The sequence below is a fragment of the Bradyrhizobium sp. T-1 genome, from assembly GCF_053592855.1.
This window is the reverse complement of record NZ_JBSGOX010000002.1, coordinates 913800-940218: the sequence shown is the minus strand read 5'-3', so window position 1 is coordinate 940218 and position 26419 is coordinate 913800. Positions and strand designations below refer to the sequence as shown.

At 60.2% G+C, this 26419-nt stretch carries 16 protein-coding genes and 12 pseudogenes; 16 read left to right on the top strand and 12 right to left on the bottom strand.

The genetic code is table 11. The annotated features are described in order from the left end of the window. Position 1 precedes the first annotated feature (1 nt). Positions 2 to 238 (top strand): DUF2274 domain-containing protein, encoded by a 237-nt coding sequence (locus ACWAT4_RS43795; protein WP_128929824.1) that lies wholly within the window; start codon positions 2 to 4, stop codon positions 236 to 238. On the opposite strand, the gene ACWAT4_RS43790 is transcribed toward ACWAT4_RS43795, so the two are convergent. From ACWAT4_RS43790 to ACWAT4_RS43780, 3 genes are all read right to left on the bottom strand, one after another. Then, positions 208 to 1173: a LysR family transcriptional regulator gene (locus ACWAT4_RS43790; RefSeq protein WP_128929825.1), complete on the bottom strand. Its 966-nt coding sequence runs from the start codon at positions 1171 to 1173 to the stop codon at positions 208 to 210. The two genes, ACWAT4_RS43795 and ACWAT4_RS43790, sit on opposite strands and share 31 nt — an antisense overlap. A 59-nt stretch (positions 1174 to 1232) precedes the next feature. Next, positions 1233 to 1865 carry an acyl-homoserine-lactone synthase gene (locus ACWAT4_RS43785; protein WP_128929826.1) on the bottom strand — a complete coding sequence of 211 codons (633 nt, stop codon included), beginning with the start codon at positions 1863 to 1865 and terminating at the stop codon, positions 1233 to 1235. 81 nt (positions 1866 to 1946) lie between these two features. Further along, the gene (locus ACWAT4_RS43780; RefSeq protein ID WP_128929827.1) at positions 1947 to 2678 is read right to left on the bottom strand and encodes a LuxR family transcriptional regulator; all 732 of its coding nucleotides are present in this window, start codon (positions 2676 to 2678) and stop codon (positions 1947 to 1949) included. A gap of 576 nt (positions 2679 to 3254) precedes the next feature. Between ACWAT4_RS43780 and ACWAT4_RS43775 the strand changes: the two genes are divergently transcribed. From ACWAT4_RS43775 to ACWAT4_RS43745, 7 genes and pseudogenes are all read left to right on the top strand, one after another. Continuing rightward, complete coding sequence (locus tag ACWAT4_RS43775; protein WP_128955110.1) at positions 3255 to 4670, top strand: amidase; 1416 nt, start codon at positions 3255 to 3257, stop codon at positions 4668 to 4670. Beyond that, entirely contained in the window at positions 4667 to 5575 is a 909-nt protein-coding gene (locus ACWAT4_RS43770) for a 3-hydroxyacyl-CoA dehydrogenase NAD-binding domain-containing protein (RefSeq protein ID WP_128929829.1), read from the top strand. The genes ACWAT4_RS43775 and ACWAT4_RS43770 overlap by 4 nt, the downstream gene beginning before the upstream one ends. A gap of 257 nt (positions 5576 to 5832) precedes the next feature. Then, positions 5833 to 5967: pseudogene (locus ACWAT4_RS43765) on the top strand (transposase); the annotation flags it as partial. Between the two features lie 159 nt (positions 5968 to 6126). Beyond that, positions 6127 to 7588, top strand: a pseudogene (gene istA / locus ACWAT4_RS43760) (IS21 family transposase). Between the two features lie 11 nt (positions 7589 to 7599). Further along, positions 7600 to 8101: pseudogene (locus ACWAT4_RS43755) on the top strand (ATP-binding protein); the annotation flags it as partial. Positions 8102 to 8183: 82 nt separating this feature from the next. Continuing rightward, positions 8184 to 9207, top strand: a pseudogene (locus ACWAT4_RS43750) (IS110 family RNA-guided transposase). A 265-nt stretch (positions 9208 to 9472) separates the two neighbouring features. After that, a pseudogene (locus ACWAT4_RS43745) lies at positions 9473 to 9613 on the top strand (ATP-binding protein); the annotation flags it as partial. Between the two features lie 6 nt (positions 9614 to 9619). Here ACWAT4_RS43745 and ACWAT4_RS43740 read toward each other — a convergent pair. Then, positions 9620 to 9979, bottom strand: coding sequence for a hypothetical protein (locus ACWAT4_RS43740; RefSeq protein WP_128929830.1), 360 nt, complete (start codon positions 9977 to 9979; stop codon positions 9620 to 9622). Positions 9980 to 10028: 49 nt separating this feature from the next. After that, the gene (locus tag ACWAT4_RS43735) at positions 10029 to 10415 is read right to left on the bottom strand and encodes a recombinase family protein (RefSeq protein ID WP_128929831.1); all 387 of its coding nucleotides are present in this window, start codon (positions 10413 to 10415) and stop codon (positions 10029 to 10031) included. Between the two features lie 510 nt (positions 10416 to 10925). Between ACWAT4_RS43735 and ACWAT4_RS43730 the strand changes: the two are divergent. After that, a pseudogene (locus tag ACWAT4_RS43730) lies at positions 10926 to 11045 on the top strand (ATP-binding protein); the annotation flags it as partial. Positions 11046 to 11373: 328 nt separating this feature from the next. Here ACWAT4_RS43730 and ACWAT4_RS43725 read toward each other — a convergent pair. From ACWAT4_RS43725 to ACWAT4_RS43715, 3 genes are read right to left on the bottom strand one after another with little or no spacing between them, the layout of a single operon-like run. Beyond that, entirely contained in the window at positions 11374 to 11613 is a 240-nt protein-coding gene (locus tag ACWAT4_RS43725; protein WP_128929832.1) for a hypothetical protein, read from the bottom strand. Further along, the gene (locus ACWAT4_RS43720) at positions 11610 to 12803 is read right to left on the bottom strand and encodes an IS91 family transposase (protein ID WP_128929833.1); all 1194 of its coding nucleotides are present in this window, start codon (positions 12801 to 12803) and stop codon (positions 11610 to 11612) included. Before ACWAT4_RS43720 ends, ACWAT4_RS43725 begins: the two co-directional genes overlap by 4 nt. A gap of 9 nt (positions 12804 to 12812) precedes the next feature. Further along, the gene (locus ACWAT4_RS43715; RefSeq protein ID WP_164935788.1) at positions 12813 to 13673 is read right to left on the bottom strand and encodes a tyrosine-type recombinase/integrase; all 861 of its coding nucleotides are present in this window, start codon (positions 13671 to 13673) and stop codon (positions 12813 to 12815) included. A 517-nt stretch (positions 13674 to 14190) separates the two neighbouring features. Between ACWAT4_RS43715 and ACWAT4_RS43710 the strand changes: the two are divergent. Together ACWAT4_RS43710 and ACWAT4_RS43705 are read left to right on the top strand one after the other, a co-directional pair. After that, a pseudogene (locus ACWAT4_RS43710) lies at positions 14191 to 15557 on the top strand (IS110 family RNA-guided transposase). Continuing rightward, positions 15558 to 16184 (top strand): annotated as a pseudogene (locus ACWAT4_RS43705) (IS3 family transposase); the annotation flags it as partial. A gap of 40 nt (positions 16185 to 16224) precedes the next feature. Here ACWAT4_RS43705 and ACWAT4_RS43700 read toward each other — a convergent pair. Next, positions 16225 to 17584: pseudogene (locus ACWAT4_RS43700) on the bottom strand (IS30 family transposase). 42 nt (positions 17585 to 17626) lie between these two features. Between ACWAT4_RS43700 and ACWAT4_RS43695 the strand changes: the two are divergent. Next, positions 17627 to 17911, top strand: a pseudogene (locus tag ACWAT4_RS43695) (IS3 family transposase); the annotation flags it as partial. 302 nt (positions 17912 to 18213) lie between these two features. Here ACWAT4_RS43695 and ACWAT4_RS43690 read toward each other — a convergent pair. After that, positions 18214 to 19313, bottom strand: a pseudogene (locus ACWAT4_RS43690) (ISNCY family transposase); the annotation flags it as partial. 75 nt (positions 19314 to 19388) lie between these two features. Here ACWAT4_RS43690 and istA (ACWAT4_RS43685) point away from each other — a divergent pair. Beyond that, on the top strand, positions 19389 to 20687 hold the full coding sequence (gene istA, locus ACWAT4_RS43685) for an IS21 family transposase (RefSeq protein ID WP_164934316.1): 1299 nt from the start codon (positions 19389 to 19391) through the stop codon (positions 20685 to 20687). Further along, positions 20687 to 21484, top strand: a complete 798-nt coding sequence (gene istB, locus ACWAT4_RS43680) for an IS21-like element helper ATPase IstB (protein WP_128929835.1) — start codon at positions 20687 to 20689, stop codon at positions 21482 to 21484. The genes istA (ACWAT4_RS43685) and istB overlap by 1 nt, the downstream gene beginning before the upstream one ends. Positions 21485 to 21613: 129 nt before the next feature. Here the strand turns inward: istB and ACWAT4_RS43675 are convergent. Both ACWAT4_RS43675 and ACWAT4_RS43670 read right to left on the bottom strand, forming a co-directional pair. After that, positions 21614 to 22039: pseudogene (locus ACWAT4_RS43675) on the bottom strand (ISNCY family transposase); the annotation flags it as partial. Between the two features lie 184 nt (positions 22040 to 22223). Continuing rightward, positions 22224 to 23045, bottom strand: a complete 822-nt coding sequence (locus ACWAT4_RS43670) for an enoyl-CoA hydratase/isomerase family protein (protein WP_128929836.1) — start codon at positions 23043 to 23045, stop codon at positions 22224 to 22226. A 200-nt stretch (positions 23046 to 23245) separates the two neighbouring features. Here ACWAT4_RS43670 and ACWAT4_RS43665 point away from each other — a divergent pair, with 200 nt between their 5' ends. Then, positions 23246 to 24784, top strand: a complete 1539-nt coding sequence (locus ACWAT4_RS43665) for an AMP-binding protein (protein ID WP_128955112.1) — start codon at positions 23246 to 23248, stop codon at positions 24782 to 24784. Between the two features lie 33 nt (positions 24785 to 24817). Then, entirely contained in the window at positions 24818 to 26206 is a 1389-nt protein-coding gene (locus ACWAT4_RS43660) for an amidase (protein ID WP_128955113.1), read from the top strand. The last annotated feature ends 213 nt before the right edge of the window (positions 26207 to 26419 follow it).

Sequence of the window (26419 nt, the reverse complement as noted above, 5' to 3'; positions counted from 1 at the left end):
CATGCCTAAATTGAAGATTGCAGCGCTTGTGGACGATCGGCCTGTCAAAATGACGGTCGAACTCGCGGCCCATGTTCACCGGGATTTGCACGTCTATGCCGATGTGCTGGCGAAGCAAACCGGACAGGCCGTCGAACCTGCCAAGCTCATTGGCCCGATGTTGGCGCGCTTCATGGCGACAGACCGGGCTTTTGCGAAATCAAAACGTCAAGCCCGCTCTTCCCCTCCTGAAGAATAACATTCTCTCAGAAGGGCTAGGAAGTGGGCGACAACAGATCTTTCATCGCCGGTTCTGACATGAGCTGACATTGTGATCCGACTGGGTCCCCTTGCGTCGTGCAGTTCGCGATACACCACCCCTGGGAATCCGGCGTGAGCTTCGGATGCCAATAACGGCGTGACGCCGCGGCCAATGCTGACGAGACTGGTCAGCTTGCTGCGGCTCACGTCGCAGGCTTCGATTAAGGCCCCGTTTCCATGAGCCGCCAGTTTGCAGACCAGAAGGTCTTCGACTTCTCTTGCGGGATCATCGCGGCTGACGAGAACGGTTCGACTGTGCAGATCGGCGCAGGAGACCGACTCGTTCTGAGCTAACTCATCATTCTTGGCGAGTGCGATGAGAATACCTTCACGCCATAGGGGAAAGGCCGCCGTGAGCAGCATGGAAGATAGACCGTCTGGCGCGATGGCGATATCGAGCGAGCCCGTCTGAAGCGCGATCAGGAGTTCCGGCATGACGCGTTCAAGGACGGCGACCTTGATTTCCGGATAACGGCTTTGAAACTCGGCGATCGCAGGTGTTATTCGTCCTGCGGAGACGAATGGGCAGAAGCCGATAGCCAGGTGATCCGCCCGCTTGGACAGGGTCAAGACTGTCGCCTTCGATAATGAATCGACCTGCTCGATGATAAGCTTTGCCGTCCTCAGGAATGTCGTACCAGAGGCTGTTGGATTCATCCCGTATCTCGATCGCTCGAACAAGCGGGTACCAACCAGGCATTCCAATCGTCCGATCGCCCGACTGATGGCCGAGTGTTCGACACCCAGCACCCTGGCTGCGCTCCGAATGCTGCCCGCTTCATTGACTGTCACAGCAACGCGCAGATGTTGTAAACTTATTGGATTGGATATTGGTCGCTGTGTCTGACAGGCAAGGTGGTCGATTGGAGGCATTTACAAATCAAGGTGCGGCGATTTAAGTCGGATGAGTTCTGCGGGCAGCGAGCCGGCAGTCAGGCGGCGTGCGACAGGACTGGAGTCCAGAGAACTGGGCCGGCGAGTCCACCGGCCGCACGTATCCTGTCCAAAGCATTGAGCGTGATTTCCAGGTGGCCGGCGACAGCAAGCGTGTTTCCAATTTCACAAGGCGATGCAATCCGGCGAAGCGGCCATCCTGCGCGCCTCAGAATTCGCTCCATCCGGACGTCGGTGACTGTGACGATGCTCGTGAGCTGTCGAGACAGACCAAACTCAATCATGCCCGCGAAGAGTTCGTAAGTTGCCCTCGCAAGCCCGTGTGCCGCCTTCGGAGCATCTGAAGGAAGATCAACTGCAAAGCGGCTGCTCTCCCACACATGAGGATCCGATGGGGCAGGGCACTTTCCCAGGAGCACAGAAAAGGTGTCGCGGATCATCGTCGGGCCGGTTGTCGGCAAAAGGCGAACCGACCCCTGCACCAGTCCCTCGACCGACGTTTGGACGAGATATACCGGACCTAGCGCGTCAAACTCGTCGGTCTCCATCTCGCCGGAACTGTGAACGCTCCAATCTAATCTTTGCTTGAAGACGCGATGCCGCAGCCTGTGCATGGCCGCTAGCGTTTGGGAGAACGCGCCGTGAAATGGTTCGGCAATCAGTTGAATCATGACCCCTCCTGTCCGGATTTCGACTATATGGGAGAGCCGGGTGCAAATGGCACCACGTACAACTAGAGGGGCGGCGCGGCCCTAATCTTGCCTAACTGCCTTAGCAGCGCCAAGTCGTGAAGTCGCTTCGGCCAATGTCCTCACGCCCAGCTTGTTCTTTGCATTATTCAAATAGGACTTCACGGTATTTGGCGATATCTGCAGGATCTGCCCAATCTCCCATGTGGTCTTGCCCTTTGCGACCCAGTCGAGGCACTCCATTTCGCGACGTGAGAGTTCAACGTTAGCGATCATCAGTTCATGAGAAAGCTTTTGCCGCACGCGCCGGTCGAAAGAAATGGCCATGAACTGGAGGACCTCCGAGCGGCGCTCTATGCTCAATTGAAATGCTCGGTCATTCTGGTCGGTGGCAAACGTCAAGGCGGCCATGGAGGCGCCGTTGTGGATTGGAACGGTGAATCCCAATCGGATCCCACACTGAGCAGCTTCGTCGAGCAAGCTTCGCTGCGCCCGAGAAATCAATCTATGAGGTTCCCTGTGGTCCCAGCTAAAGGGCTCCGTGGTCTCCAGCGCACGCTCGATAATGGGGTCGAGGCGCTCATAGTGACTGCGCACATAATGCGCAACCCAATTGGCGGGATACGTGGAAATCACGAGGGCGTTCTCACCCCGTCTCTTCGGCCAGGCCAGATAAGCCAAACATGGCAGCTCAAGTGCGCGTCCGGTGACCGCCAAGGCGTCGCTAAAGCCATCAGCGTGGTTCGCGTTGATCAGCAGATTGAGAAAATTTTGGAAGATACGGTGCGTGCTCATTCGCATACGATTCGGTAGAGAAGATGAGCGACGTTACGAGTCCCTTTGCTGCGTAAAGGCAAGTTGTTCGAAAGTCTCGCGACGTCACACTGTTAACCGACCAGCGATCGAGCTGCACCTATTCAGCTCACGTCCACTTTCGACACGGCGCAACCGACATCACTGTTCTGGGCGGTTCTGTAGGCGAGAACCGCCAAAGAGCGCAAGGACGACAAGCCCTGATAGTTTGGCGGTCATCTTCCACACACGCAACTACACTTAGAGGCCGCAGTCCTGCGCTCATCGCAGAATTTGGCAGGATAAATGCGCGTACGCCGGGATTCTTCGCGGATTTACTCCCAAAGTGGTCCTACGTTCTCTACGGCAGGCGAGGCGGGGCTGAGGAAAAGCTAAGAGATAATTTTTCGTAGGCAGACGGGGCCGTGCGCGTCAAGCGCCGCCCAGCGTTCTGCTCGCCGTCCAGTTGGAGACTTTTCTATGCGTCGTCGAAGCGGCCTTTCGAAAATGCCTACACTTTTGCGATCATTGCTCTCGATCGCCAACTAAGGGGACGACGGCAAGAGACGGGGTTCTGAAGTGCATGAATTGATCAGGCAGACCGCCTGCAGTGTTGTCGAAAAATTGCGGAATGGCGAAGTAAGCCCCCTGGAGCTGCTGGACGCGCTGGAGCAGCGGATCGGGCAAGTCGACGGCAAGCTTAACGCGCTGCCCATCCTTTGTTTTGATCGCGCGCGCACACATGCTCGTACGCTGATGGAGCGACCTACCGGCGCACGTGGGCTGCTGGCCGGTCTTCCCGTTCCCATCAAAGATCTGATTGACGTTGCCGGCACTCGCAACACACAGGGCTCCCCGATCTTCAGGAACAAAATAGCTGAGACGTCGGACATCTTGGTCGAGCGCATCGAGCAGAATGGTGGTGTTGTTTATGCAAGATCGAACACCCCCGAGTTCGGAGCGGGGGCCAACACGGTCAATGAACTCTTCGGAGCAACGCTCAATCCGTGGAATCCAGCTCGCTCTGCTGCTGGCTCGTCCGGAGGTGCCGCGGTTGCGATCGCCGCCGGCATGGCTTGGGTTGCGCATGGCTCTGACATGGGGGGCTCACTCCGAAATCCGGCGAGCTTTTGCGGTGTAGTGGGTCTTCGGCCGAGCTTGGGCCGAGTGGCCCGAACTCCCAAATCTAAAATCGACCGCAACCTCGGCATACACGGACCAATGGCGCGCAATGTCGAGGACGTTGCGCTCCTGTTGGACGCAATGAGTGGTGAGCATCCTGCCGATCCACTGTCCTTGCCGGCACCCGCAGAATCGTTCCTGACGACCACGCGCACGGCAAAGAGACCAAGACGGGTTGCCTATTCGGCCGATCTGGGCATTACACCCGTGGATCCTCAAATTGTGGAAATTACCCGCGGCGCTGCAGCGCGCTTCGTCGAACTTGGTGTAATCGTCGAAGAAGCTCACCCCGATCTTCGAGAAGCTCAAGAGTGCTTCCACGTTCTCCGCGCATTCGATTTCGCTATTAGCAAAGCTGCTCTACTTCGAAGCCATCGCGATCTGCTCAAGCCGGACGTCGTTTGGAACATCGAAGAAGGGCTGAAGCTTTCTATCGAGCAACTCGAACGCGCCGAGGAGCAGCGAGTTGCCATGGTGGTGCGCGTACTTAAGTTTTTCGAGAAGTACGATCTTCTCTTGACGCCGGCAACAATCGTAGAGCCTTTCCCCGTGGCCAACAGCCACGTCATGGAGTGCGACGGCAGACAATTTGAGAATTACGTGGATTGGGTTGCCATCGCTTTTGCAATCACCCTCGTCTGTTGCCCCGCGATGTCTCTGCCCTGCGGTTTCACGAGTTCCGGCCTTCCGGTAGGCTTGCAAATGGTCGCTCCCCCTCGAGCCGACGGGCAGTTATTGGCCGGTGCTAAACTGCTTGAAGATAGTTTGGGGCTACTCGGCAGTACGCCGATCGATCTGGGGCTCGCAACATGAATGGCACAATCGCGGTTCTCGGCTGCGGGCTTATAGGCCAAAGCTGGTCGGCGCTATTCACTGCCTATGGTTATGACGTCGTCGGCTGGGATCCAGCGCCAAAATCGCAGTCCCTGTTGCAAGAAGCGATTTCTCGATGTCAGAAGCAGGTTTTTCGTCCCTCGGAACTTGAATCAGGCCTTGGTTCCTTTCGCCTTGTCGAGACACCGGAACAGGCGGTTTCCGACGCCTTTTGGGTTCAGGAAAACGCACCCGAAGTGCTCGAGTTAAAAGGAGAGCTCTACGGCCGCGTTGAGGCGGCAGCCCATCCCGATACGGTACTCGCAAGCAGTACATCCTCTCTAACTTGGTCACAGCTTGCCACCAGCCTAAAACGAACCTCGCGATTCATTACTGCTCATCCCTTCAATCCTCCACACATCATGCCGCTAGTGGAGATTTATGGGGCCGATGCTGATCTTCGGACGACGGCTGTGTCGTTCTTTCGCGGGCTCGGCCGCGAGCCAGTTCTTTTAGCCCGCGACGTAGTAGGGCACATCGCCAACCGGCTTGCTTCAGCACTCTGGCGTGAAGCGGTCAACTTAGTCGCCGAGAATATTGCTGATGTCGCCGCTGTCGACGCGGCGCTCGTGCATGGACCTGGGCTGCGCTGGTCAGTGGTCGGTGCACATATGGCCTACCACCTTGGTGGGGGTCCTGGGGGAATTGAGCATTACCTGCGACATCTCGGGCCTAGCCAGGAACGCCGATGGGCCACGCTAGGTCAGCCACAGCTTACTCCCGATGTCTGTACCCGTCTGGTCGCTGGCGTCCATGCAGAGGCGGATGGCAGATCGATTTCCGAATTAGAAGGTGAACGTGATCGCGCACTCTTGAGACTCCTTGCCGCGCGGAGTTCAATTTAAGCATATGGACAAGCTCAGCGTGGGTTGACTTCAGCGACAATTGGAAGACAACCTGTACATCCGAGCCGGCGCTCGCAGGACTGACGCGCCGTTGACATTGGCCAAAGCTGTTGCCTGACGGCGCTATCAAGCGTGAATTGCACCAAACAATCATCATTGCCAAGCCGCCGACGGCGCGTGGCACGCTCCCTCAGTCTGAGCTGCTGCCGGTTTGATGGACACCGAGATTAGGTGTTTCATGAAGCCGGAGGTGGGCGATGAAGAGACGGAAGTTTAGTCGCAAGTTCAAGATCTAGGCGGTCAAGCTGGTCCGGAAACGCGGGGTGTCGGTGGCACAAGCCGGCCGCGACCTGGACGTTCATGAGAACGTTCTGCGCAAATGGGTCAAGGAGTTCGGCTGCTGATTCCGCTTGATGTCGCCCACCATTCCGGGATGATGTCGCCCGGGGTATCGCAAGAGCGAACCCGGGGTGACGAGGCCTCTTCTGGCTCCGATACGGTCCCGCCTTTCGTTGCGAAGGGGGACCTGGATGCCGACGGAGAGGCTTGCGATGCGCCATGTGCGCGATGTGATCAGATTGAAGTCGGCTGGGATGCCGACCCGCGAGATTGCGCGGCGGTTGGGGACGGTGCCTTCGACGGTGCGGTTGACGATCCGCCGGTTTGAAGCGGCGGGGCTGACCTGGCCATTGCCCGACGGCATCACCGACGCTGTGCTGGAAGCCCGGTTGTTCGCCAGCGCGGGAGCCGGTCTCGGCACCCGGCGTGGCCATCGCCGGCAGGCGGAGCCGGACTGGGCGGCGGTGCACCGCGAGCTCCGGCGCACGCACGTGACGCTGTCGATCCTGTGGGAGGAGTACATCGCGGGCGAACCCGGCGGGTATCGCTATTCGCGGTTCTGCGAGCTCTACCGGGCCTGGGAAGGCCGGCTGTCGGCGACGATGCGCCAGTCGCATGCAGCCGGCGACAAGCTGTTCGTCGATTATGCGGGCGACGGCGTGCCGGTGGTGATCGACCGGTTTACCGGCGAGCGGCGCACCGCGCAGATCTTCGTCGCGGTGCTCGGCGCATCGAGCTTCACCTGCGCGCAGGCGACCTGGACGCAGGGGCTCGCCGACTGGATCGATGGCCACGTCGGCGCCTTCGAGGCGATCGGCGGCGTGCCGGCACTGCTGGTGCCGGACAACACCAAGGTCGCCGTGATCAAGGCCTGCCTGTACGATCCGCAGATCAACCGCAGCTACGCCGACATGGCGGCGCAATACGGCACCGCCATTCTGCCGGCCAGGCCCACGGCGGCCACGGGACAAGGCCAAGGTCGAGCAGGCGGTCCTCATGGTCGAGCGCTGGCTGCTCGGACGGCTGCGCCATCGGACCTTCCACAGCCTCGCCGAGGTCAACGCGGCGATCGCCGAGTTAATGACCCGGCTCAACGAGGAGCGACCGATCCGGCGGCTCGGCGTGACCCGCCGCAAGCTGCTGGAGGAGATCGACCGGCCGGCACTCAGGGTCTTGCCGGAGAGCCCTTACGTGTTCGCCGAGTGGCGGATCTGCCGGGCCAGCATCGACTACCACGTCGAGGTCGAGGCGCATTACTACAGCGTCCCGCATCGCTTCGTCCGCGCCGAGGTCGAGGTGCGCTTCACCGCCCGCACCGTGGAGATATTCCACAAGGGCGAGCGGATCGCCGCGCATCAGCGCATGAGCGGCAACCACAAGCACACCACCGTGCCGGAACACATGGCGTCCAGTCATCGGCGCTACGCCGGCTGGACCATCGAGCGCATCCGCAAGGAGGCCGCCGCGATCGGGCCGGCCACCGCCGCGCTGTGCGACCTGATCCTCGATGAACGCACGCACCCCGAGCAGGGCTTTCGCACATCGGCGCGCACCTACGGCTCAGTCAAATCGATCCTCGCCAACAATCTCGATCGGCGGCCTTCACCCAAGCGGCCCGCGGACGACGCGCCGATCCTCCATCCCAACAACCGCGGGCCGCGCTACTACAACTAGGAGATCACGCCTTGCTCACGCATCCGCCCCTCGATCAACTCTACACGCTCGGCCTGCATGGCATGGCGAAGGCGCCTTCGCCGACATCGAAGCCGGCGGCGAGGCCGCAAGCCTCGGCCACGCCGAATGGCTCGCGCTCCTGCTCGAACGCGAAGCGTCGCTGCGACGCGACAAGCGGCTGTCGAAGCGGCTGCAATACGCCAAGCTGCGCCAGGAGGCCTGCGTCGAGGACATCGACTATCGCACCCCGCGCGGCCTCGACCGCAGCCTGCTGACGATGCTGGTCGAAGGGCAATGGATCGACGACCACGCCACCTTTTGATCTGCGGGCCCTCCGGCGTCGGTAAGAGCTGGCTCGCCTCAGCGCTCGGCAACAAGGCCTGCCGCGACAATCGCTCCGTGCTTTATCAGCGCGTCCCACGGCTGTTTAGCGATCTCGCTTTGGCGCGCGGCGACGGCCGCCACTCCCGCCTGCTGCGCGCGCTTGGCCGCGTCGATCTCCTCATCTTTGATGGTGTGGACGGCCTCACCTCAACGGCATCATAGTGCCAAGGCGTGGTCGCCAGAGCGCCACAAAGAAGGGGGACCGTCCGAGATGAAGTTTATTAGAATAGGCGTTGATCTCGCCAAGAACTATTTTCAGATTAATGCGCTGTCTAGTGAGGATGCACCAGCCGTAAAGCGCAAGCTGACGCGCCGGACGATGCGCGAGTTCTTCTCGAGGATCGAGCCGTGCCGCGTTGGCATGGAGGCTTGCGGCTCAGCCCACTATAGGGCGCGCGAACTGAAGGCCATGGGACACGATGTGTCTCTGATGCCGCCGGCCTACACAAAACCCTATGTCAAGCGAGGTAAGAACGATGCCGTCGATGCGGAAGCCATCTGTGAAGCGGTCTCGCGCCCTGCCATGCGTTTTGTGCCGATCAAGAGCGCTGATCAGCAAGCGACCCTGATGTGGCACAAGACGCGCGAGCTGCTGGTCAAACAGCGAACGATGAGCGTGAACGCTCTACGCGGCCATTTGGCCGAATTCGGTCTTGTCGTCGCCAAGGGCACCGGCCGCGTCGACGAGCCTTTAGGCCTCGCAGAAGGCGATGCGACTCTTCCCGACGCCGCTGTCCTGGCCGCGAGGGTTCTCGGTCAGCAAATTGATGCGCTCGGAGGCGCACTCGATGATTTGGAGAGGGAGATCGCCAAGGCTCACGCGCTCAGCGAGACGAGCCGTTCGCTCGGAGAAATTTCCGGCGTTGGCAAGCTTGTTGCCTCGGTAATTACAGCCAGTGTACCAGACCCAAGCGTATTCAATTCGGGACGGGATTTTGCTGCCTGGCTGGGTCTGACGCCCAGGCAAATTTCAAGCGGGGGTAAACCAACTCTCGGAACCATCACCAAGGCGGGTAATCGATATATAAGGAAGTTACTCGTTCTCGGAGCAACATCGCTTCTAAACGTTGTGGAAAAACGCCGCGGCGGCTTGCGCGACTGGATTGTCGGGCTTTTGGCTAAAAAAGCCGGCGCGGCTTGTGACCGTCGCCCTCGCCAACAAGCTTGCTCGGATCATCTGGGCAATGATGAAAACCGGAGAATGCTTCCGCACCGAGATGTTCGCCAAACTTTGAGTGTCGGACAGCCGCATCGAAGAGTTATAAGCTTGGTAAGTGCAAGAAAGGCATGATGAAAGACAACGGTCGCCACCGAAAACCAGGAAAACCCGACCAGTCGTGTGAGCCTCAAAGCTCGCATCCTTGATGTGACCCCTTGGTTGTCGGACTTCATCAGGGCCAGCGGAGATATGATCCGCGCTAAACGCCGGACATACGATCGCAGCCGTCCAAGTCGTTCGAAGTGCCAAATTGTGCTTGCCATCAGAGGCCGTCCACATACGACGACTGGGGCCTCGAGCCGCTTGACGCCGCGGCCCGCCACGACCTCCTGGAGATCCTCGAGGACCGCTACGGCCGCGGCTCCACCATCGTCACCAGCCAGCTCCCGATCGATCAATGGCACGCGCTGATCGGCGAGCCGATGACTTCATGATGCCTCCTCCTTCGAACGCTTGGTGTGTTGTACTCGATTGCGAAGCTGACTGATTTGTTCGTCTGAGAGCTCGATCTGCCATGGCTGGCCTTTGGTTAACTGACGACCTGCCAGCATTCCGCGCGCGAGATAGTCGAATACCGTCTGCGGGGTTACTCCAAGCTCAGCCGCTGCGCCCTGAATCGAGAAGCTGCCGTCGGGCCAGCGCATCGGATTCTTGTCTACGCCGTTGATTTTGACCGTGGGAATGCCCCAGCGGGTGCGCAACAGCCGGACGTTCTCGCCTTTGAAAGCGCAGCCTCGGGCCGCGACAAAGCCTTCCTGATTGAGGATTGCCGCGATCTCGGCATCCATTTTATGTTCAGCATTCAACTCGACGATCCGTCGCCGCAACCGATCAATGTCAATGTAGTTGCGGTAGGTATGAACGCGCCGTTGTACGTGATGCTCGCTGGTTGTGGCGGTCTGCCAGACGACGGGCCAAGCGAGAAGCGTCGAGGCTCACCACAAGGCCGGCGTTGCCAAGGCCGATCTCGGCAATGAGCTTCTGGAAACCATGACGATCCACAGCGCCAGCTCCGGACTTGCCCAGATCCTCGTCAATGACCTGGACGCGCTCCGGCGGCCAGCCCAGACCGATGGCCCGATCGACGAGGCGGTACTGCAGCTCGGTGCTCTCCTGGTGCTGGCGCACCTGGTTCACGGATGACTGCCGCACGTAGACGTAGGCCAACTTGGCTCGGTGTGCGGTCGTGAGCCGCTCGTCAGCGACGGTCGAGCTGATCAGCACGACCCAGTCTCCTTCCGGCCGTGCCGGGAACCGCTTGCATTCGCCGCAGCAGCGTGGCGAGGATTTGAGCGATCTGGGTTTGCGTCGCGGTCGACAGATTCGGCCACAGGCGCGGAATGTCGGCCGTCGGACGGCGGGGTGGATTTGCCAATATCGGCAGGGGTCGATACGCAACGCGACCTGGAAGCGGTCGGTGGGTCATCGCGAATCACCTTCTCGTCGAGAAGGCTCAGACTCGCGCTCAAATGTTGCATCAATGGGATCAGCGTACGGGCACTGATGCGCGGCAGATCGGCGGCGTTCGGGCGAGGCGTGATCGGCGTCTCGACAAGATCCGTCGACGCGATCCGAACTGCCCGCGGCCGGCCGTCCGGCAGCGCGACAACGACGTAGGCGGGACCGCCCCCGACCGCTCCTTCAGCACCTCAAGCCGGTGCCCAAAAAGAAAATGATGCGGGTCAGTGATCGTGACGTGAGACACGACCCGTTCCAAAATAGGGGCACTCTGTTGTGTTTGGTGATCCCACCTACGCCGACGCCGTCCTCGACCGCCTGGTCCATAACGCCCACCGGATCGATCTGAACGGCGAAAGCATGCGGCGAACCCGCAAACCTGACCGAAAGGCCTGAGCCTGTGGCGCTGTGGACATGCCGCTACGCTTGGACAACGCAAGAGCGTTGCCCACATGCCCACAGCAGGAACAACAGAAAAACCCGCCCGTCGAGCCGCGATTCAAGATTGACCACGCGGCTTCGCCGATGCCAGAAACCAGACAGCCAGAACGCCTCGCGCCCCGGGCGACATCAAATCGGAATGGTGGGCGAGATCATCTCGGAATACTGGAGGGTTCAAATAGGTCCCGCGTCGCAGATCTCGCCGCAAGTCCAGCGCGGGACCTATTTGAAGCTGGATTGAACGAAGCCGCGTCTTGTGAGCGAGGACCTATGGGGGCTCGATCTAGGCGCCGGTAGGCGCGATTGACCCGATGTCGGGCCCGCGAGCGAGTGTGGCCGCAGATTGCCGTTGATATTGGCAGCAGAGGATGCCGGCGTCGATAGCGTCGAACGGCGCGTCAAGCCCAAGCGGCTGACTATCGCCCGTTCGCCGCGCGTTGTGAGCGTGCTTGATCGTTCCGACGGAGAACGTCGGCATGGCGATGCCTGCAGTGGGAGCGAACAAGTCGAGGTAGTCGGTCATGATGTATCGCAGCGAGGTGCTGCGCGTCGCGGCGTTTGCGCACGCGGCACAGGCCCAATCTCGACCATGCGGCCTCCGCAGATGGGGCACAAGTCGAGGCGGTGACCAATGAGGATGGCGCAGCGCTCACGATAGTCGACAGCTTCGGCAGGCGGAGGCGGCTCTGGCGCCTTTAGCGCCGCTCGGATGCGCGCGAGTTTGGCGACGCGGCAGGCGTTCGCCAGGAAGCCAAAATGACGGATGCGGCGAAACCCCTTCGGCAATACGTGGAGCAGAAAGCGACGAAGGAACTCCTCAGTGTCGAGCGTCATCACTTTGGATCTGTTGCCAGCGCGATAATCCTTCCACCGGAAGCGGACGTGGCCCTGGTCACAGGTAAGGAGCCGGCCGTTGGCGATTGCAACGCGATGGGTGTAGCGCCCGAGATAGGCCAGAACCTGTTCTGGTCCGCCGAAGGGACGCTTGGCGTAGACGACCCACTCGACCTTGCGGAGGGCGGTTAGATGGCGGGCGAATGCCGCTGGCTCGACGAGGTGCGCGAGATGGCCGAAGAACTGGAGCTTGGTGCCATTGAACGCCGCCTGCAGGCGCTCCAGGAACAGCCGACGATACAATCGTGACAGGACGCGAACGGGAAGGAAGAAGCCGGGGCGACAATGAACCCAGCTTCCATCAGGGGCGATCCCGCCGCCTGGCACGAGGCAATGGGCATGCGGATGATGCGTCAGGGTCTGGCCCCAGGTATGGAGAATGGCGATCATCCCGGTCTCGGCACCGAGATGCTTCGGGTCGGCGCTGATGAGACGGATCGTCTCGGCTGCTGCCTTGAGCAGGATGTCGTAGACCGCCGTCTTGTTCTGCAGCGCGATGGCGGCCACCGGCGCCGGCACGGTGAAGACGACATGGAAATAGGGGACCGGCAGCAGGTCGGCCTGGCGCTCGGCGAGCCATTGGGCGCGCGCGAGCGCTTGGCACTTTGGACAGTGCCGATCGCGACAGCTGTTATAGGCGACGCGGACCAGGCCGCAGTCGTCGCACCGCTCGACGTGGCCGCCGAGCGTCGCTGTGCGACACGCCTCGATGGCCGCCATCACACGGCGCTGATCGGAGGACAGCCGAGGACCCTGCGCGGCACGGAAGGCGCCGCCGTGGCGGCGGAGGATGTCCGCCACCTCGAGCACGGGGCGCATATGCGCAGCTCAGTCGGGTGGGATCACCCTGACGGAGAGTCCATCGAATGGGCTGGTCGTGCGGGCGAGCAGGTTGGTCGCAACCTGAGCGTAGCGCGCGGTCGATCCCAGGTCGGCATGTCCGAGCAGAACTTGAATGATGCGAATGTCGATCCCGCTTTCCAGGAGATGGGTCGCAAACGAGTGCCGGAGCGTATGGACAGTAATCGGCTTGGCAAGCCGAGCGCGGCGGCGGGCGGCGCGGCAGGCCGCCTGGACGCAGCGGACGCTGACATGTTCACTTGGGTCTTGGCCTGGAAATAGCCACAGCCCCGGTCGGGCTCGCATCCAGTACGTACGCAGAATCTCCAGCAGTCGCGGAGAAAGCATCGCGTAACGATCCCTGCCGCCCTTACCGTTCTCGATGTGGATCAACATTCGCTTGCTGTCGATCGAGCTCACCTTCAGGCGGACGACTTCACTAACCCGTAAGCCAGCCGCATAAGCCGTCGCCAGCACGACGCGATTGCGCACCCCTGTAACCGCGTCCAGGAAGCGCTCGATCTCTTCGGCACTAAGCACGAGCGGGAGCTTGTCGGGCTTCTGGCCACCAATGATCCGCTCGAATGCCTCCGTCTGCCCGAGTGTGACGCCGTAGAAGAACCGCAGCGCGCAGGCCACCTGATTGATGTGGGACCACGAGCGCTTTTGGCCGATGAGATGTAGTTGGTAGGCGCGGACCTGCTCGAAACTCAACCGGTCCGGGGCATAGCCGAAATGGCGGCTAAACTTTGCGATCGCATAGATATAGGATTGTTGAGTCGACGGCGACAGATTGCGGACCGTCATGTCCTCGATCATGCGCTGCCGAAGAGGGCTCATCGTAGCCATCTGGGTCTCCTGTCTTGAGAGGGGTGGTGCGAAGACCAACATCCTCTCAGACAGGACACCTCAGTTCAGCAGGTTTGCCCCCTACTGCCGCGTAGCGGGTTCGTTCAATCCTGGGCGAGATCAAATCGGTACACCCCGGCGAGATCATTGGAATCAGCAAGTTCGGCTCCGACCCGGTGCAGGCCTTTCCCGGTCACGGGCAGATGAAGCCGGAGCAGCAGGAGATCGAGCGGCTGCGCCGTGAGGTCGCCAAGCTGAAGGCCGAGCGGGATATCCTAAATAACTGTCCAGCGTCGTGGCGCGCCTGCGCGGGATAGAAACAGCCTTGTGCTATCCTTTAGCTCGGAGGGTAGCGGCCGTCAGCTTATTGGAGGCACTGTCCCCGTTAAAAAACGTGGTCCATGGGCGCATGCGGACTTGAGAGTGGTGACGCCGTTTCGACGGCGATCCCGATTAGGAAGATGACAAATTGGCATAGCCCTGACCCTCCAGCCCATCATCGGACGGAGGAGTTGCGATGCCTAACAGGACAACCGACCGCGGCCCGGACCTAAAGCTGGTCAACCTCAGCCCGGCCGCTATCGATATCGGATCAAAGATGCACATGGCCGCGGTAAACCCGGCCTGCACCGACAAGCCAGTGCGTGCATTCGGCACATTCACGCAAGACCTGCATGAACTGGCGGACTGGTTCAAGATGTGCGGCGTGACCAGTGTCGCGATGGAATCCACTGGGGTCTATTGGATCCCAGTCTACGAGATCCTAGAACAGCGCGGGTTTGAGGTCATTCTGGTCAACGCGCGGTACGCCAAGAATGTACCTGGCCGTAAAACCGATCTCAGCGATGCCGCTTGGTTACGCCAGCTCCACTCCTATGGCCTGTTACGGGGCAGCTTCCGACCGATGCCGAGATCGCAACGTTGCGAGCCTATCTACGCCAGCGCGAGCGGCTCGTGGAATATGCTGCCGCCCATATCCAACATATGCAAAAGGCTCTGATGGAGATGAACCTGCAGCTCCATCATGTTGTGTCGGATATCACCGGCGCGACCGGCATGCGGATTATCCGAGCCATTGTTGCAGGCGAACGCAATCCCGACGTCCCGGCAACCTATCGGGACGTGCGCTGCCACTCATCGATCGAGACGATCCGCGCAGCGCTCGTAGGCAATGACCGCCACGAACATGTTTTCGCGTTAGCTCAATCACTGGAGCTCTACGACGTTTATCAGGCAAAGATGCTCGACTGTGATCGCAAGCTCGAAGTCCTGATCAGTGCATTGAACACCAAAGGAGCAAGACCGGTCGGAAACCTAGCCAAGCCGCGCGTAAAGACCAAGCAGGTCAACACCCCCACCTTCGATGTCAGGACCGCACTGTACAGAGTGCGGGGCGTCGATTTGACTGAGATCCACGGGTTGGGTCCGTCGCTCGCATTGAAGCTCATTGGCGAGTGCGGTATCGATCTAACGGCATGGCCGAGCGCCAAACACTTCACTTCCTGGCTCTGCCTCGCACCCGGCAACAAGATCTCCGGCGGCAAGGTGCTGTCTTCGCGCACACGGAGATCTTCAAGTCGCGCAGCTGCGTTGTTGCGTTTGGCAGCCACAACCGTGGGGCGGAGCGAGACAGCGCTGGGAGCATTCTATCGCCGGTTGTCAGCACGTGCGGGTAAATCGAAGGCGGTGACGGCGACGGCTCGCAAGATTGCGGTTTTATTCTACAACACACTCCGGCACGGCATGAGCTACAAGGATCCTGGCGCCGACCAATATGAGCAGCAATATCGTAGCCGCGTCCTCGCCAACCTACAGCGCCGGGCGAAATCGCTAGGCTTCGTGTTGCAGGCCATCCCGGGCGACGCCAATCCGGCTGTTTCTTAGGAAGGCCGCAGCCTACTTCGCGAAGGAAGCGACATGAAGTTCCCCTTCGTTGCGAAGCACCGGACGATCTGGCCGGTGGCATGGCTATGCGATGCGCTGGGGGTGTCGCGGTCGGGCTTCCATGCTTGGCTGAATCGTTCGCCCAGCGCCAGATCCCGCAGCGACGAGGAGCTCGGCGGCAAGGTCAAGGCCAGCTTCGCCGCCAGCGACCGCACCTATGGCGCACGCCGAGTGTGGCGCGACCTGCTCGCCGAAGGGGCGGATTGTGGCCTGCACCGGATTGAGCGGCTGATGCGGCTGCAAGGCTTGCGGGCGCGGCCGCGACGTCGGCGCTTGCCGAAGGACAGCGGCGATCGACAGCTCGAGACCGTACCGGCGAACCTCCTTGACCGGCAGTTCGCCGCCGAGCGTCCCAACCAGAAATGGATCGCCGACTTCATCTATCTCTGGACGGCCGAAGGCTGGCTCTATGTCGCAGCGGTGATCGACCTGTTCTCGCGCCGCGTGGTGGGCTGGTCGATGAGTGCCGCCATGACCGCACAGCTCGTGACGGACGCATTGTTGATGGTCGTCTGGCGACGCGGCAAGCCGGATGCGCTGTTGCATCACTCCGACCGGGGCAGCCAAGGCGGATTCAAGCGGTCGTCGCAATACCAATTGTGTTCACTCACGATAGCAACTCGTCAAGGGCCTCTGCCGGCGTTTTCCAACCCAGGGTTTTTCTCGGTCGAGCATTGAGGGCCGCGGCCACAGCGGCGATCTCGTCGGCGCCGTGGACGATAAGGTCGGTGCCTTTCGGGAAGTACTGACGCAGCAGCCCATTTGTGTTCTCGTTGGTGCCACGCTGCCATGGGCTGTGCGGATCGCAGAAGTAGATTTGGACACCCGCGTCGATCTTAAGACGATCGTGCTGAGCCATTTCAGCTCCCTGATCCCAGGTCAGCGAACGACGCAGCTCTTCGGGCAAGCTGATGATGGTGCGCGTAATCGCGTCGCGCACCGCTTCAGCTCCGTGCCCTGCGAGAGTAGGCCCATTCTTCATGCGCGGAGCTTCGCCATGCCCCGCAAGCCGGGGAAGATGCAGCAACATCGTGAAGCGCGTCGTACGCTCAACCAGCGTGCCGATCGCCGAGCTGCCAAGACCAAGGATGAGGTCTCCCTCCCAGTGACCCGGCACCGCGCGATCGGCCGCTTCGGCGGGGCGTTGACTGATCATGATCTCCGGCGAGACAGAGCTCCTGTCTCGCCTGCGTACGCGCGCCCTGGGTACCCGCAACACGCGCCCCGTTCGCAAGCAGGCCGACAGTTCGCGGCGTAGCGCTCCCCGCCCCTGAACGAAGAGGGCTTGATAGATGGCTTCGTGGCTGATGCGCATCGTCTTGTCGTCCGGGAAGTCGATCGGCAAGCGTCGGGCAATCTGCTCTGGGCTCCAAGCCCTGGCCCATCGCCGATCCTTGCGCGGGCGGGCGGCCCTTCCACGGAACGGCGGGACCAGGAACGGCAGCGCCACTCAGGGTCGTGACGACGCCAGCCAGCGCTGCTCCCCATAAGTGCGCAAGGTTGTGTTGAGCGCAAGCTTGCTCGGTTTGGGTCGACGGGCCGATCGCTCGGCGTGCCATTGGGCTGTCGACGCACGATACTCCAGGCCGCCGCTGCTCGTCGCGGCATTGCGTCGTAGCTCACGGGAGATAGTCGAGACGGATCGGCTAAGTCGGCGCCCGATCTCGCGGCTCGAAAGGCCCTGAACGCGAAGAAGTGCAATCTCCTCACGTTCCGCAAACGAGAGGTACCGCCCGGACGGCGGCTTGGTCGAAGTACTGAACATCGCTGGTGCCATGCCGCCCGCGTCGGAACAATCTGGTTCCGACAGGCTGCGACATACCAGCCGCCAATGCAGCATCCTCGCTGGTCATCCCCTGCGCGATCCCCAACCAAAATCGCTGGAGTGCAGATCGCCCCGCTACCGGCGGTCGTCCCCGTGACGGCAACGGCGCCCGTCCAGAACGGTGTGATCGTCGCTTTCGAATCCCATCGCAACCTCCTTCGTTCAGGTGTTGCGACGACCGCTTGAATCCGCCCAGTACACAAGCGAGCAGTTCCAGCGCCTGATGGCCGACAACGGCATCGTTTGCAGCATGAGCCGCTCCGGCAACGTCTGGGACAACGCGGCGATGGAAAGCTTCTTCTCCTCGCGCAAGACCGAGCGTACGGCCAACAAGATTTATCGAACCAGAGACGAGGCACGCGCCGATGTGTTCGACTACATCGAACGATTTTACAACACGACGCGCAGGCACTCGACCATCGGCTATCTCAGCCCGGTTGAGTTCGGGCGTAAGGTGGGATTAGCTTGACCGGGTGTCCATCAAACCGGCAGCAGCTCAGTCACGTGTTTCTGTTTAGAATGCACGAGCCGCTCAACAGACACGCCAGATTGTTCATCCATGCGACGCCTTCGGAGCCACTTGATCTAGGACTGACAAAGCCTATAGCGCGCCAATCAGGATGAGAGCGCGTATTGCCTCATGTACTGATGCTCCCGGGTGCGATCGGTTGCCTCATTTATTTTGCTCCTGGCTTGAGTTGAGGAGGAGACCGGGTGCGGAGATGGCCGGGGTTTCGGAGCGCCCGGCCTCCTCCGCTGGTACCTCGCACGTCATTGGAGTGTTGTGACCTCGTACCCTGGCGGCATTTTCTCGCTAGGAGCGAACAGCAGCGCGTTCGCTTGCTCGCTGCGCCAGGATTTCAGCCGACGTTGAAGCGTTCGAAGAAGCTTGTTCGGATAGGCTCCAGGATATTCCTCCTGCAAGCGCGAGAGCAGTTCGCTGCCAGTCCGCCAAGGCTCGGTTTCAAACCATTTTCGCAACTCTGGCGTTGCTCGGATGTGCGGGTCGGGACGACGTCGGCCTCTCTCCGCCTTCACGAGTGGCCGATCCGTCGGTCGCATAGCTCCGTCCTTCCAGGCCGTGCGCAGGCTTGCCAGGAAGCGATCGATCGATTGCGATGCCGCAGCAGGATGGCCGATTGGTTGGGTGTCCCCGAGGACCGCGAGGCGCTCCTGCACGTCGCGGATGTCGCGCAACAACGCGACTGGATCGAGGGCGGCATAGATTTCTTGGAGATGATGGCGGACAGCGTCAGGCGTGCGGGCGTCCGCTGCCAGGCGCTGGTGTGGTGTAGCCGGCGCGCTGTATGTCTTGCGTACACGGGCACCGTCGCGCTGCTTGGCTATCAATTTGAACGAGGGTTGGAAGAAGTTCACGAACAGCCGCGCCGATCGATAGAGTTCAGCCAGCAGCTTGGCCGCTTCCAGGCGCCCTCGAACCGACGATAGCCGACTATCCTGCGCACGACGGCGCCGTTCTTCTGCTCGACGAACGCCTGGTCATTTTTTCGGTAGGGCCGGCAACGCGTGAAGACGATGTTGGCCGCCTCGCAGTAGGCTTTCAGCGTCTCGTTCATGAACACGGTATCATTGTCAGTATCGAAGCCGAGCAGCGCAAAAGGCAATTGTTTGCGCAATTCCGTCAGCACCGTGCTCAACAGCGTTTGTTCGCGCACGATCAGAGGAGCGCACTCCGTCCAGCCGGTAGCAATGCCGGTGAGCACGAGGGTCTGGATGAAGCTGCCGCGCGCAGATGGACCGCTATGCGCGACAAGGTCGGCCTCGACGAATCCGGGCGCCGGATCATTCCAATCTGCCGACGTCCTTATTGGAGCCCTGCGACGCAGGGAATGCGTCGCGTGCCGCTGTCGGGCGACATGGAAAATTGACCCCCTGACGACACGAGGAATTGCCCCCCTCGCGACACGGTCAGAACGGGGGTTTTTATGCAGCGACTCAGTTCAGGTCCTCTGCGGTTCAAAGATCCGCGGAGGGAGGCCATGCTGGAGCCGGACGAGGTTTCGGCGATACTCCGGCTCAACGAGCTGGGGTGGGGTAGCAAACGGATTGCCCGGGAGCTCGGGATTAGTCGCAACACGGTGAAGGACTACGTGGCGGCCGGCGGCTGGACACCCTATCGGCAGCCGCAGCGCAAAAAGGCGCTCGATGGCCAGGAGACCTGGCTCAAGGAGCGCCTGCGGCAGCACCACGGCAATGCCGATGTGATTCGCCAGGAGCTGGCAGCCGAGAAAGGCATCATCGTCAGCCTGCGCACGGTCGAGCGGGCGGTACAGCGCTATCGCCAGGAGCTTGCGGCCGAGGCGCGCGCGACGGTGCGGTTCGAGACACCGCCCGGCAAACAGCTGCAGATCGATTTTGGCGAGCGGCTGGTCGAGATCGGTGGCAGCAAGGTTCGCGCCTACCTGTTCGTCGCCACGTTGGGCTACTCGCGCCGGCACCATGTCAGAGCATTCCGCAACGAACGGCAAGAGAGCTGGTTCGATGGCCTGGAAAGCTCCTTCGTGAAGTTCGGTGGCGTGCCCGAGGAGGTACTGTTCGATAATGCGCGTGCGTTGGTCGTGGAGCACGATGCCGCGATGCGCACCGTCGTGTTCAATGACAAGCTGACCGCGTTTGCCAAGCACTGGGGGTTCCGGCCACGGGCCTGCGCGCCATATCGAGCCCGCACCAAGGGTAAGACCGAGAATGGCGTCGGCTACGTCAAACGGAACGCGGTCGCCGGCCGCACCTTCCCGAGCTGGGAAGCCTTTGAGGCGCATCTTGAAGCTTGGACGCGGGAGATCGCCGACCTACGCCAGCATGGCACGACTGGCGAAGCACCAATTGAGCGCTTCAGGCGCGCTGAGGCGCACGCGCTGAAGCCCATCGCTGGGAGGCCGCCCTTCCAGGCCGCACGTGAACTGATCCGGCGCGTGCAGGCCGACTGCGCGGTCGAGATCGATGGCAACGCCTACTCTGTGCCATGGCGGCTGATCGGCGAGACGGTGAGAGCGACGATCGCCGATGGCGTGGTGCGCATCCACCACGGGATCCATGAGGTGGCCGCTCATCCGATCTGTGTCGGTCGGCGCCGTCGCGTCGTTGACCCTAAACACTTTGAGGGCCTGACTGGCTTTAAACCGAGCCGTGCTGGCGAGCTCGCGTTATCGCCTGTCGCGCCGCCGTCGCCGACGCTGCTGCGGCCACTCGGCGAGTACGAAGCGATTGTGGGAGGGGGCTTCTGATGCGAGCCATTGTCCCCGACCGCCTGAGCGATATGCTGACGCGCCTGAAGCTGACGGCTGTCCGCGACCAACTGGATGGGTTGTTGGATGAGGCCGGTCGACAAGAGCTGAGCCTACGCGAGACTCTGGTGCTGCTGTGCGAGCGCGAGATCGCCCGCAAGGATGAGCGGCGCATCGAGATGACGCTCAAACTTGCTCGCTTCCCGTTCGTTCGCGATCTGTCGGGCTTCGACTTCTCGGCCCAGCCCTCGCTGGATCCGAAGCAGATACGCGAGCTTGCGAGCGCCCGCTGGATCGCCAATGGCGAGAACGTGCTGCTCCTTGGGCCACCTGGCGTTGGCAAGACGCACCTTGCGGTCGCGCTTGGGCGCGAAGCGATCCTGGCTGGGCATTCCGTTCAGTTCGTCGCAGCCACGACTGTCGTTGCGCAGCTTGCCAAAGGTCACAGCGAAGGCCGGCTCGAGGAGCGACTCGCGCAATTTGCCAAGCCAAAGCTCCTGATCATCGACGAGCTCGGGTATCTGCCCTTTGAACCCGATGCCGCGCATCTGTTCTTCCAGCTCGTTAGCCGTCGTTACGAGAGAGGCGCGATCCTGCTGACCAGCAACCGCAGCGTCGGCGAGTGGGGCTCGGTCTTCAGCGACCCCGTGGTCGCCACCGCGATCCTTGATCGTCTGCTGCACCACAGTCACGTAATCACGATCCGCGGCGACAGCTATCGCTTGAAGGAGAAGCGCCGCAGCGGACTTCTGCAGAAGCCCGCTGTACCAGAAGCCAAATCGGAGAAGAAGTCGTGACGCAAGCCGCTCGCTCGCTACAGCGCTATGAAGGGCGCGCTTCGCGAGCGGCTTGCTTCAGTCCTGCAAACAACAAGGGGGTCGCTTCCTCATGTCGTTGCGGGGTCAAATCCGGACGTCGCTTGACAGCCGCCGACGCTTGCGACCTAATCCTTCTCGGACCCCCACCAATGCGCGGTCGATCGTCGCAGCGCTCATTGCCAAAAGTTTGTCGCGGATCTCGGGGGTAAGGTCGAGGTGGCCATGCCGTTCCATCGCCTCAATCAACGCAGGCATTAACGCCTTCAGCCGCTTCCCGCAGATCCGGTCTGACGCCTCCCAAAGGAGCACGAGCGCGTTGTGTTCTACCTCATTATACATTCGACGTCGCGCCCTTCGGCTTGGGCGCGCGTCTTCCTCACCTCGAAGTAGTCGCATCGCCTGCTTGCGATGGAATCCGGTGATGTCGACGAACTCGTCCAATATCCGCGTCTTCTTCGCGCGATCCGAACGCCGATAGCGCGCGCCTGCTGCCGCCGTCAGTTCCTTCCGCGTTGCCATGCTTAGCCACCCCATCTTCGCCCCCGCTCGCTCCCGATCCAAGGGAGCAATTTACGTGAGGCAACGGCTCAGCATTTGGTAACAATTAGGGCGAGACAATGCGGAGTCTCACCCTGATCGCCGCCGCGCAAAAGCCAACCGATCGGAGGACGAGGCAAGGCTTAGGCAGTTTATTTTTGCTGTGCGAAGAGCCTTGGCCTCACACGTCTGCAAATGAAGGAGGCCGGCGCTCACACCACGCTTTTAGGCCCTCTCGGGCATCAGGTGATGTTAGGCTTTCGAAAAACTTCGCATTGATCTCGACCGGGTCAGCAGTGCCTCGACGAATTGAATTGAGCGACGTCTTCAGGCCCCGGAGAGAAGCCGGCGAACGCTGGGCGAGCATCCCGGCAAAATGCTCTAATCGCGCTTCAAGCGCATCCGAAGTACACACCTCGGTAAGATAACCCATCTGTAACAACGTGATGCTGTCAACTTGCTCGCCTGTTAGAAAAAGGCGTTTCGTTTGCGACAGGCCAAGCCGCTCCACGTAACGTCGTAAACCAGAATAGTAGTACTGAATACCGAGGCGAGAAGGAGACATTTGCAAGAGACATCCCCGCGTTCCGATACGAAAATCACATGCAAGCGCGAGGTCAGTAGCGCCTCCGTAAATGTTTCCATTCAGGCCGCATATAGTAGGAAAGGGGCATTCTTCGACAAGATCGCACATCGCGGCGAACAGGGCTGTACATGCCGCCGCACGATCACTCGACAATGTATCCAGGTCAAATCCTGAACTAAAACTTGGACCTTGAGCCGTTATCATTAGTACTCGCACGCTCGACTGCCGAGCCAAAGTCGCGACGATTTCAGAGAAAGTCTCGATGTCTGTTGGCTCGAACCGATTGTGCTGCCGAGACCGGTTCAATTGAATTCTCGCGATCCCTTTTGACACATGCAAGGTCGGCAAGTTCCCGAGCTCAGATGCTTCTTCATTCCTTTGTTTCCCTGCTGCGACCTCACTTCCAAATTTATTCATTCGATTCCCTCGACTGGCGAAACCTGCGCTGCAGGGACGGGTAGGTGAGGCGCGGTTGTCAACGATGAAGCACAGAAGCTTCGGCCCTATGCCCTCAGCCCCTCCGTATTCTTTTTACGTTGACAGATATTTTTTTTACATTCAATAGAATATCTCGGAAACTGGCCCTGCCGGCAGCGCGGCGAGGAGAGGCGTAAGTCATGTCCAACCGCAATTTCTATGTCCTGGTTGAGGGGAGGGCCGAGGCAAACCCGACAGACGTGCTCCTAGAGCTTGAGAGCGGCGAAACGCTATCCGCTCAGTGGCTGCACAAGCTCTGTGGTAGCTATGCCAGCGTCTTCCGGCGGCTCGGATGTGCGGTCGGTGATCGCGTGGCCGTCCAGGTCGAGAAGTCCGCACATGCTTTCGCGCTCTATCTTGCCTGCCTCCGTGCTGGGCTCTGCTATTTGCCCATCAACACAGCTTATCGCTCAGCTGAGTTGGCCTACCTTCTAAAGGACGCGCAGCCTTCCTTCCTTCTCAGAGGACCAAATACGGAAGCTCTTCCCGACATGACGGTGCCTCGGTCAACCAAGGTCTTAACGTTTGGCATCCGGGGTGAAGGAACATTCGCATCACTTGTCAAAGCAGGAGAGACCTCGTTTAGCACCGTCGAACTCAATGGTGCGGCTCCCGCAGCTCTCCTCTACACCTCAGGCACAACCGGCCGGCCCAAGGGTGCTCTGATCAGCCATGCTGCGCTCTCGTACACCGCTCAAACGCTGAGTCGATTGTGGGGCTTCTCGTCTTCGGATGTTCTGCTACATGCGCTGCCGATCTTCCACAGCCATGGTCTATTCATCTCATTCAACGTCGCGCTGGCAGGCGGAGCGCGAATTCTCCTGCAAAATAAATTCGATGTAAGTCCAGTGCTCGACGCAATTCCTCGCTCAACCGTTTTTATGGGAGTGCCAACTTACTATCATCGTCTATTGACCTGCCCTTCGCTGGCCAGCTCTCTTTGCCGAAACATGCGACTGTTCATATCCGGTTCGGCACCACTATCGGCTCCGATGCATCGCGATTTTGAAACTCGGACAGGGCACCGTATCCTGGAGCGTTATGGTTTGACCGAGGCAATGATTCTCTGCTCGAACCCCCTGGAAGGTGATCGTCGACCAGGTTCGGTAGGGCTACCGATTCCCGGTGTTGATTTGCGTATTGCAGGCGAGCGAGATGAAGCTCTGCCTGTCGGACAAGTAGGTATCATTCAAGCGCGAGGACCGGGGCTTTTCTCCGGTTACTGGAACAATGCTGAGCAAACCAAAGCCGAGCTCACAGCAGACGGGTTCTTCCGTACCGGCGACATGGGTCTCGTCGACGAGAAGGGATACGTCTCGATTACAGGCCGCGCCAAGGATCTCATCATCAGCGGCGGATACAACGTCTATCCCGCAGAAGTTGAGGCTGTAATCGATGAACTGACTTCCGTTAAGGAGTCAGCCGTTGTCGGAGCAACTCACGCGGATTTCGGAGAGTGCGTCGTTGCCTTCGTAATTGCTAGCGATAAGAGCGACCCACCGAGCGAAAGCGAGGTGATTCAGCAGGTCAAGCGAAACATGGCAAGTTACAAAACCCCCAAGAAGGTCATCGTAGTCGATGATTTTCCACGGAATGCTATGGGAAAAGTCTTGAAGAAGGAGCTCCGGACGACACTAGCGGACTTTCCCACGCTTGGCTCGGATAACGCCAATAGATAATCGGCCTCCCTAGGCTAACTGGAGATTGCACACTTGTGCGCATACCATCCCGCTGAATTTCAAGCGCTGACATTTCATGATGCGGTACCCGCCTTCAGAGAAGGACGAGATAGCCCGCGCAAATACCTTGAGCGCTGTCTCGAAACGATCGACGCTCGCGAGCCCACCGTGCGAGCTTGGGTCGAAATGAACGTGCGAGAGGCGAGGTCCGTGGCTGATCGATCCACAGCGCGTTACCTCGCGGGACGAGAGCTTTCGACCATCGATGGCATGCCGGTCGGGATCAAAGACCTCTTTATGACAAAGGATATGCCCACGCGTATGGGATCTCCCTTGTTCAGAGACAATCACACTCATCAAGATACGGCTTGCGTCCAGGCATTGAGAGCCGCGGGCGCCATCGTGCTCGGTAAGACAGTGACGACGGAACTCGGCATGTCCTACCCTGGACCGACTACCAACCCGTTCAGCCATCGCCATACCCCCGGCGGATCGTCGAGCGGATCGGCAGCGGCCGTCGGCGCGCGGATGATACCTGCGGCAATCGGAACGCAAGTGGCTGGCTCGGTGATTCGACCAGCGAGCTTTTGCGCGAACTATGCGATCAAGCCGACAATGGGCGCCATCCATCGTGGGGAGCGTCTGGCACTTAGCCAAAGCCACGTGGGGATCCATGCTGGCGACCTTCGTGACATGTGGCATGTGTCGATTGAAGTCGCAAAGAGATCAGGCGGCGATCCCGGCTATCCCGGCCTTTACGGTGAGACAACTCTTCATCCGGCAACCCGGCCACTACGAGTGATTGTGATGGAGGCCCAAGGTGCGGCAGAATTGGACGACGATTCCAGAGACGCATTTGAACGGTTCCTCACTCAGCTTCGCCACGCCGGCGTCCACACCATCGACAGAACCAACCACTCGCTGGTCGACTCGTTCGAACGTGCCATCGACGAAAGTCTTGAAATTACTCGTGACGTTTGTGCCTACGAGATGCGCTGGTCACTGGAGAACCTTGTAGAAAGGTTTGGCGGAGGGCTGAGTGACAGCTTGACCTCTCGTCTGGAACTCGCGAGAAAGATGAGCATAGATGACTATCGTCAACTACTCGCCCAGCGCGATAAGGCAAGAGCAGCCCACGCCGCAATTGCTCATATCGCCGACGCTATCGTTGCTCCGTCCTCCGTTGGACCAGCTCCAAAATTAGACAATCAAGGACTTGACTCGGGCATCTCACATACAACAGGCCTGCCGAGTTACAATGCTGTTACCTCCGTCTTAGGGGCGCCAACTATCACGCTTCCGCTTCTTGCGGTGAGGGGAATGCCTCTCGGAATTCAGGTTATTGGCCAGCAGCATACCGATCAGCACCTTGTAGGTTTAGGGCGTTGGATCAGCGAGACTATTCCGGCGCGATCGGTCTAATCTCTGCTGGCTCATTCTGAGTTCGACCGGCATGGGCCCTTGGCGAGGTAAATTCGGCAGCATCTGATCTCGGGCCCGTATGTTCGTCGATCGTCTCACCATAGGTAGGGGAAGTAGCGCCTAGGTTGAGCGCCGGGCCGGCAAATCGCGTGCTCCTTCGAGTATTGTTGGGCTAAAGGTTCGAGCCTTTGAGCTACCGGTTGACGAACCGGT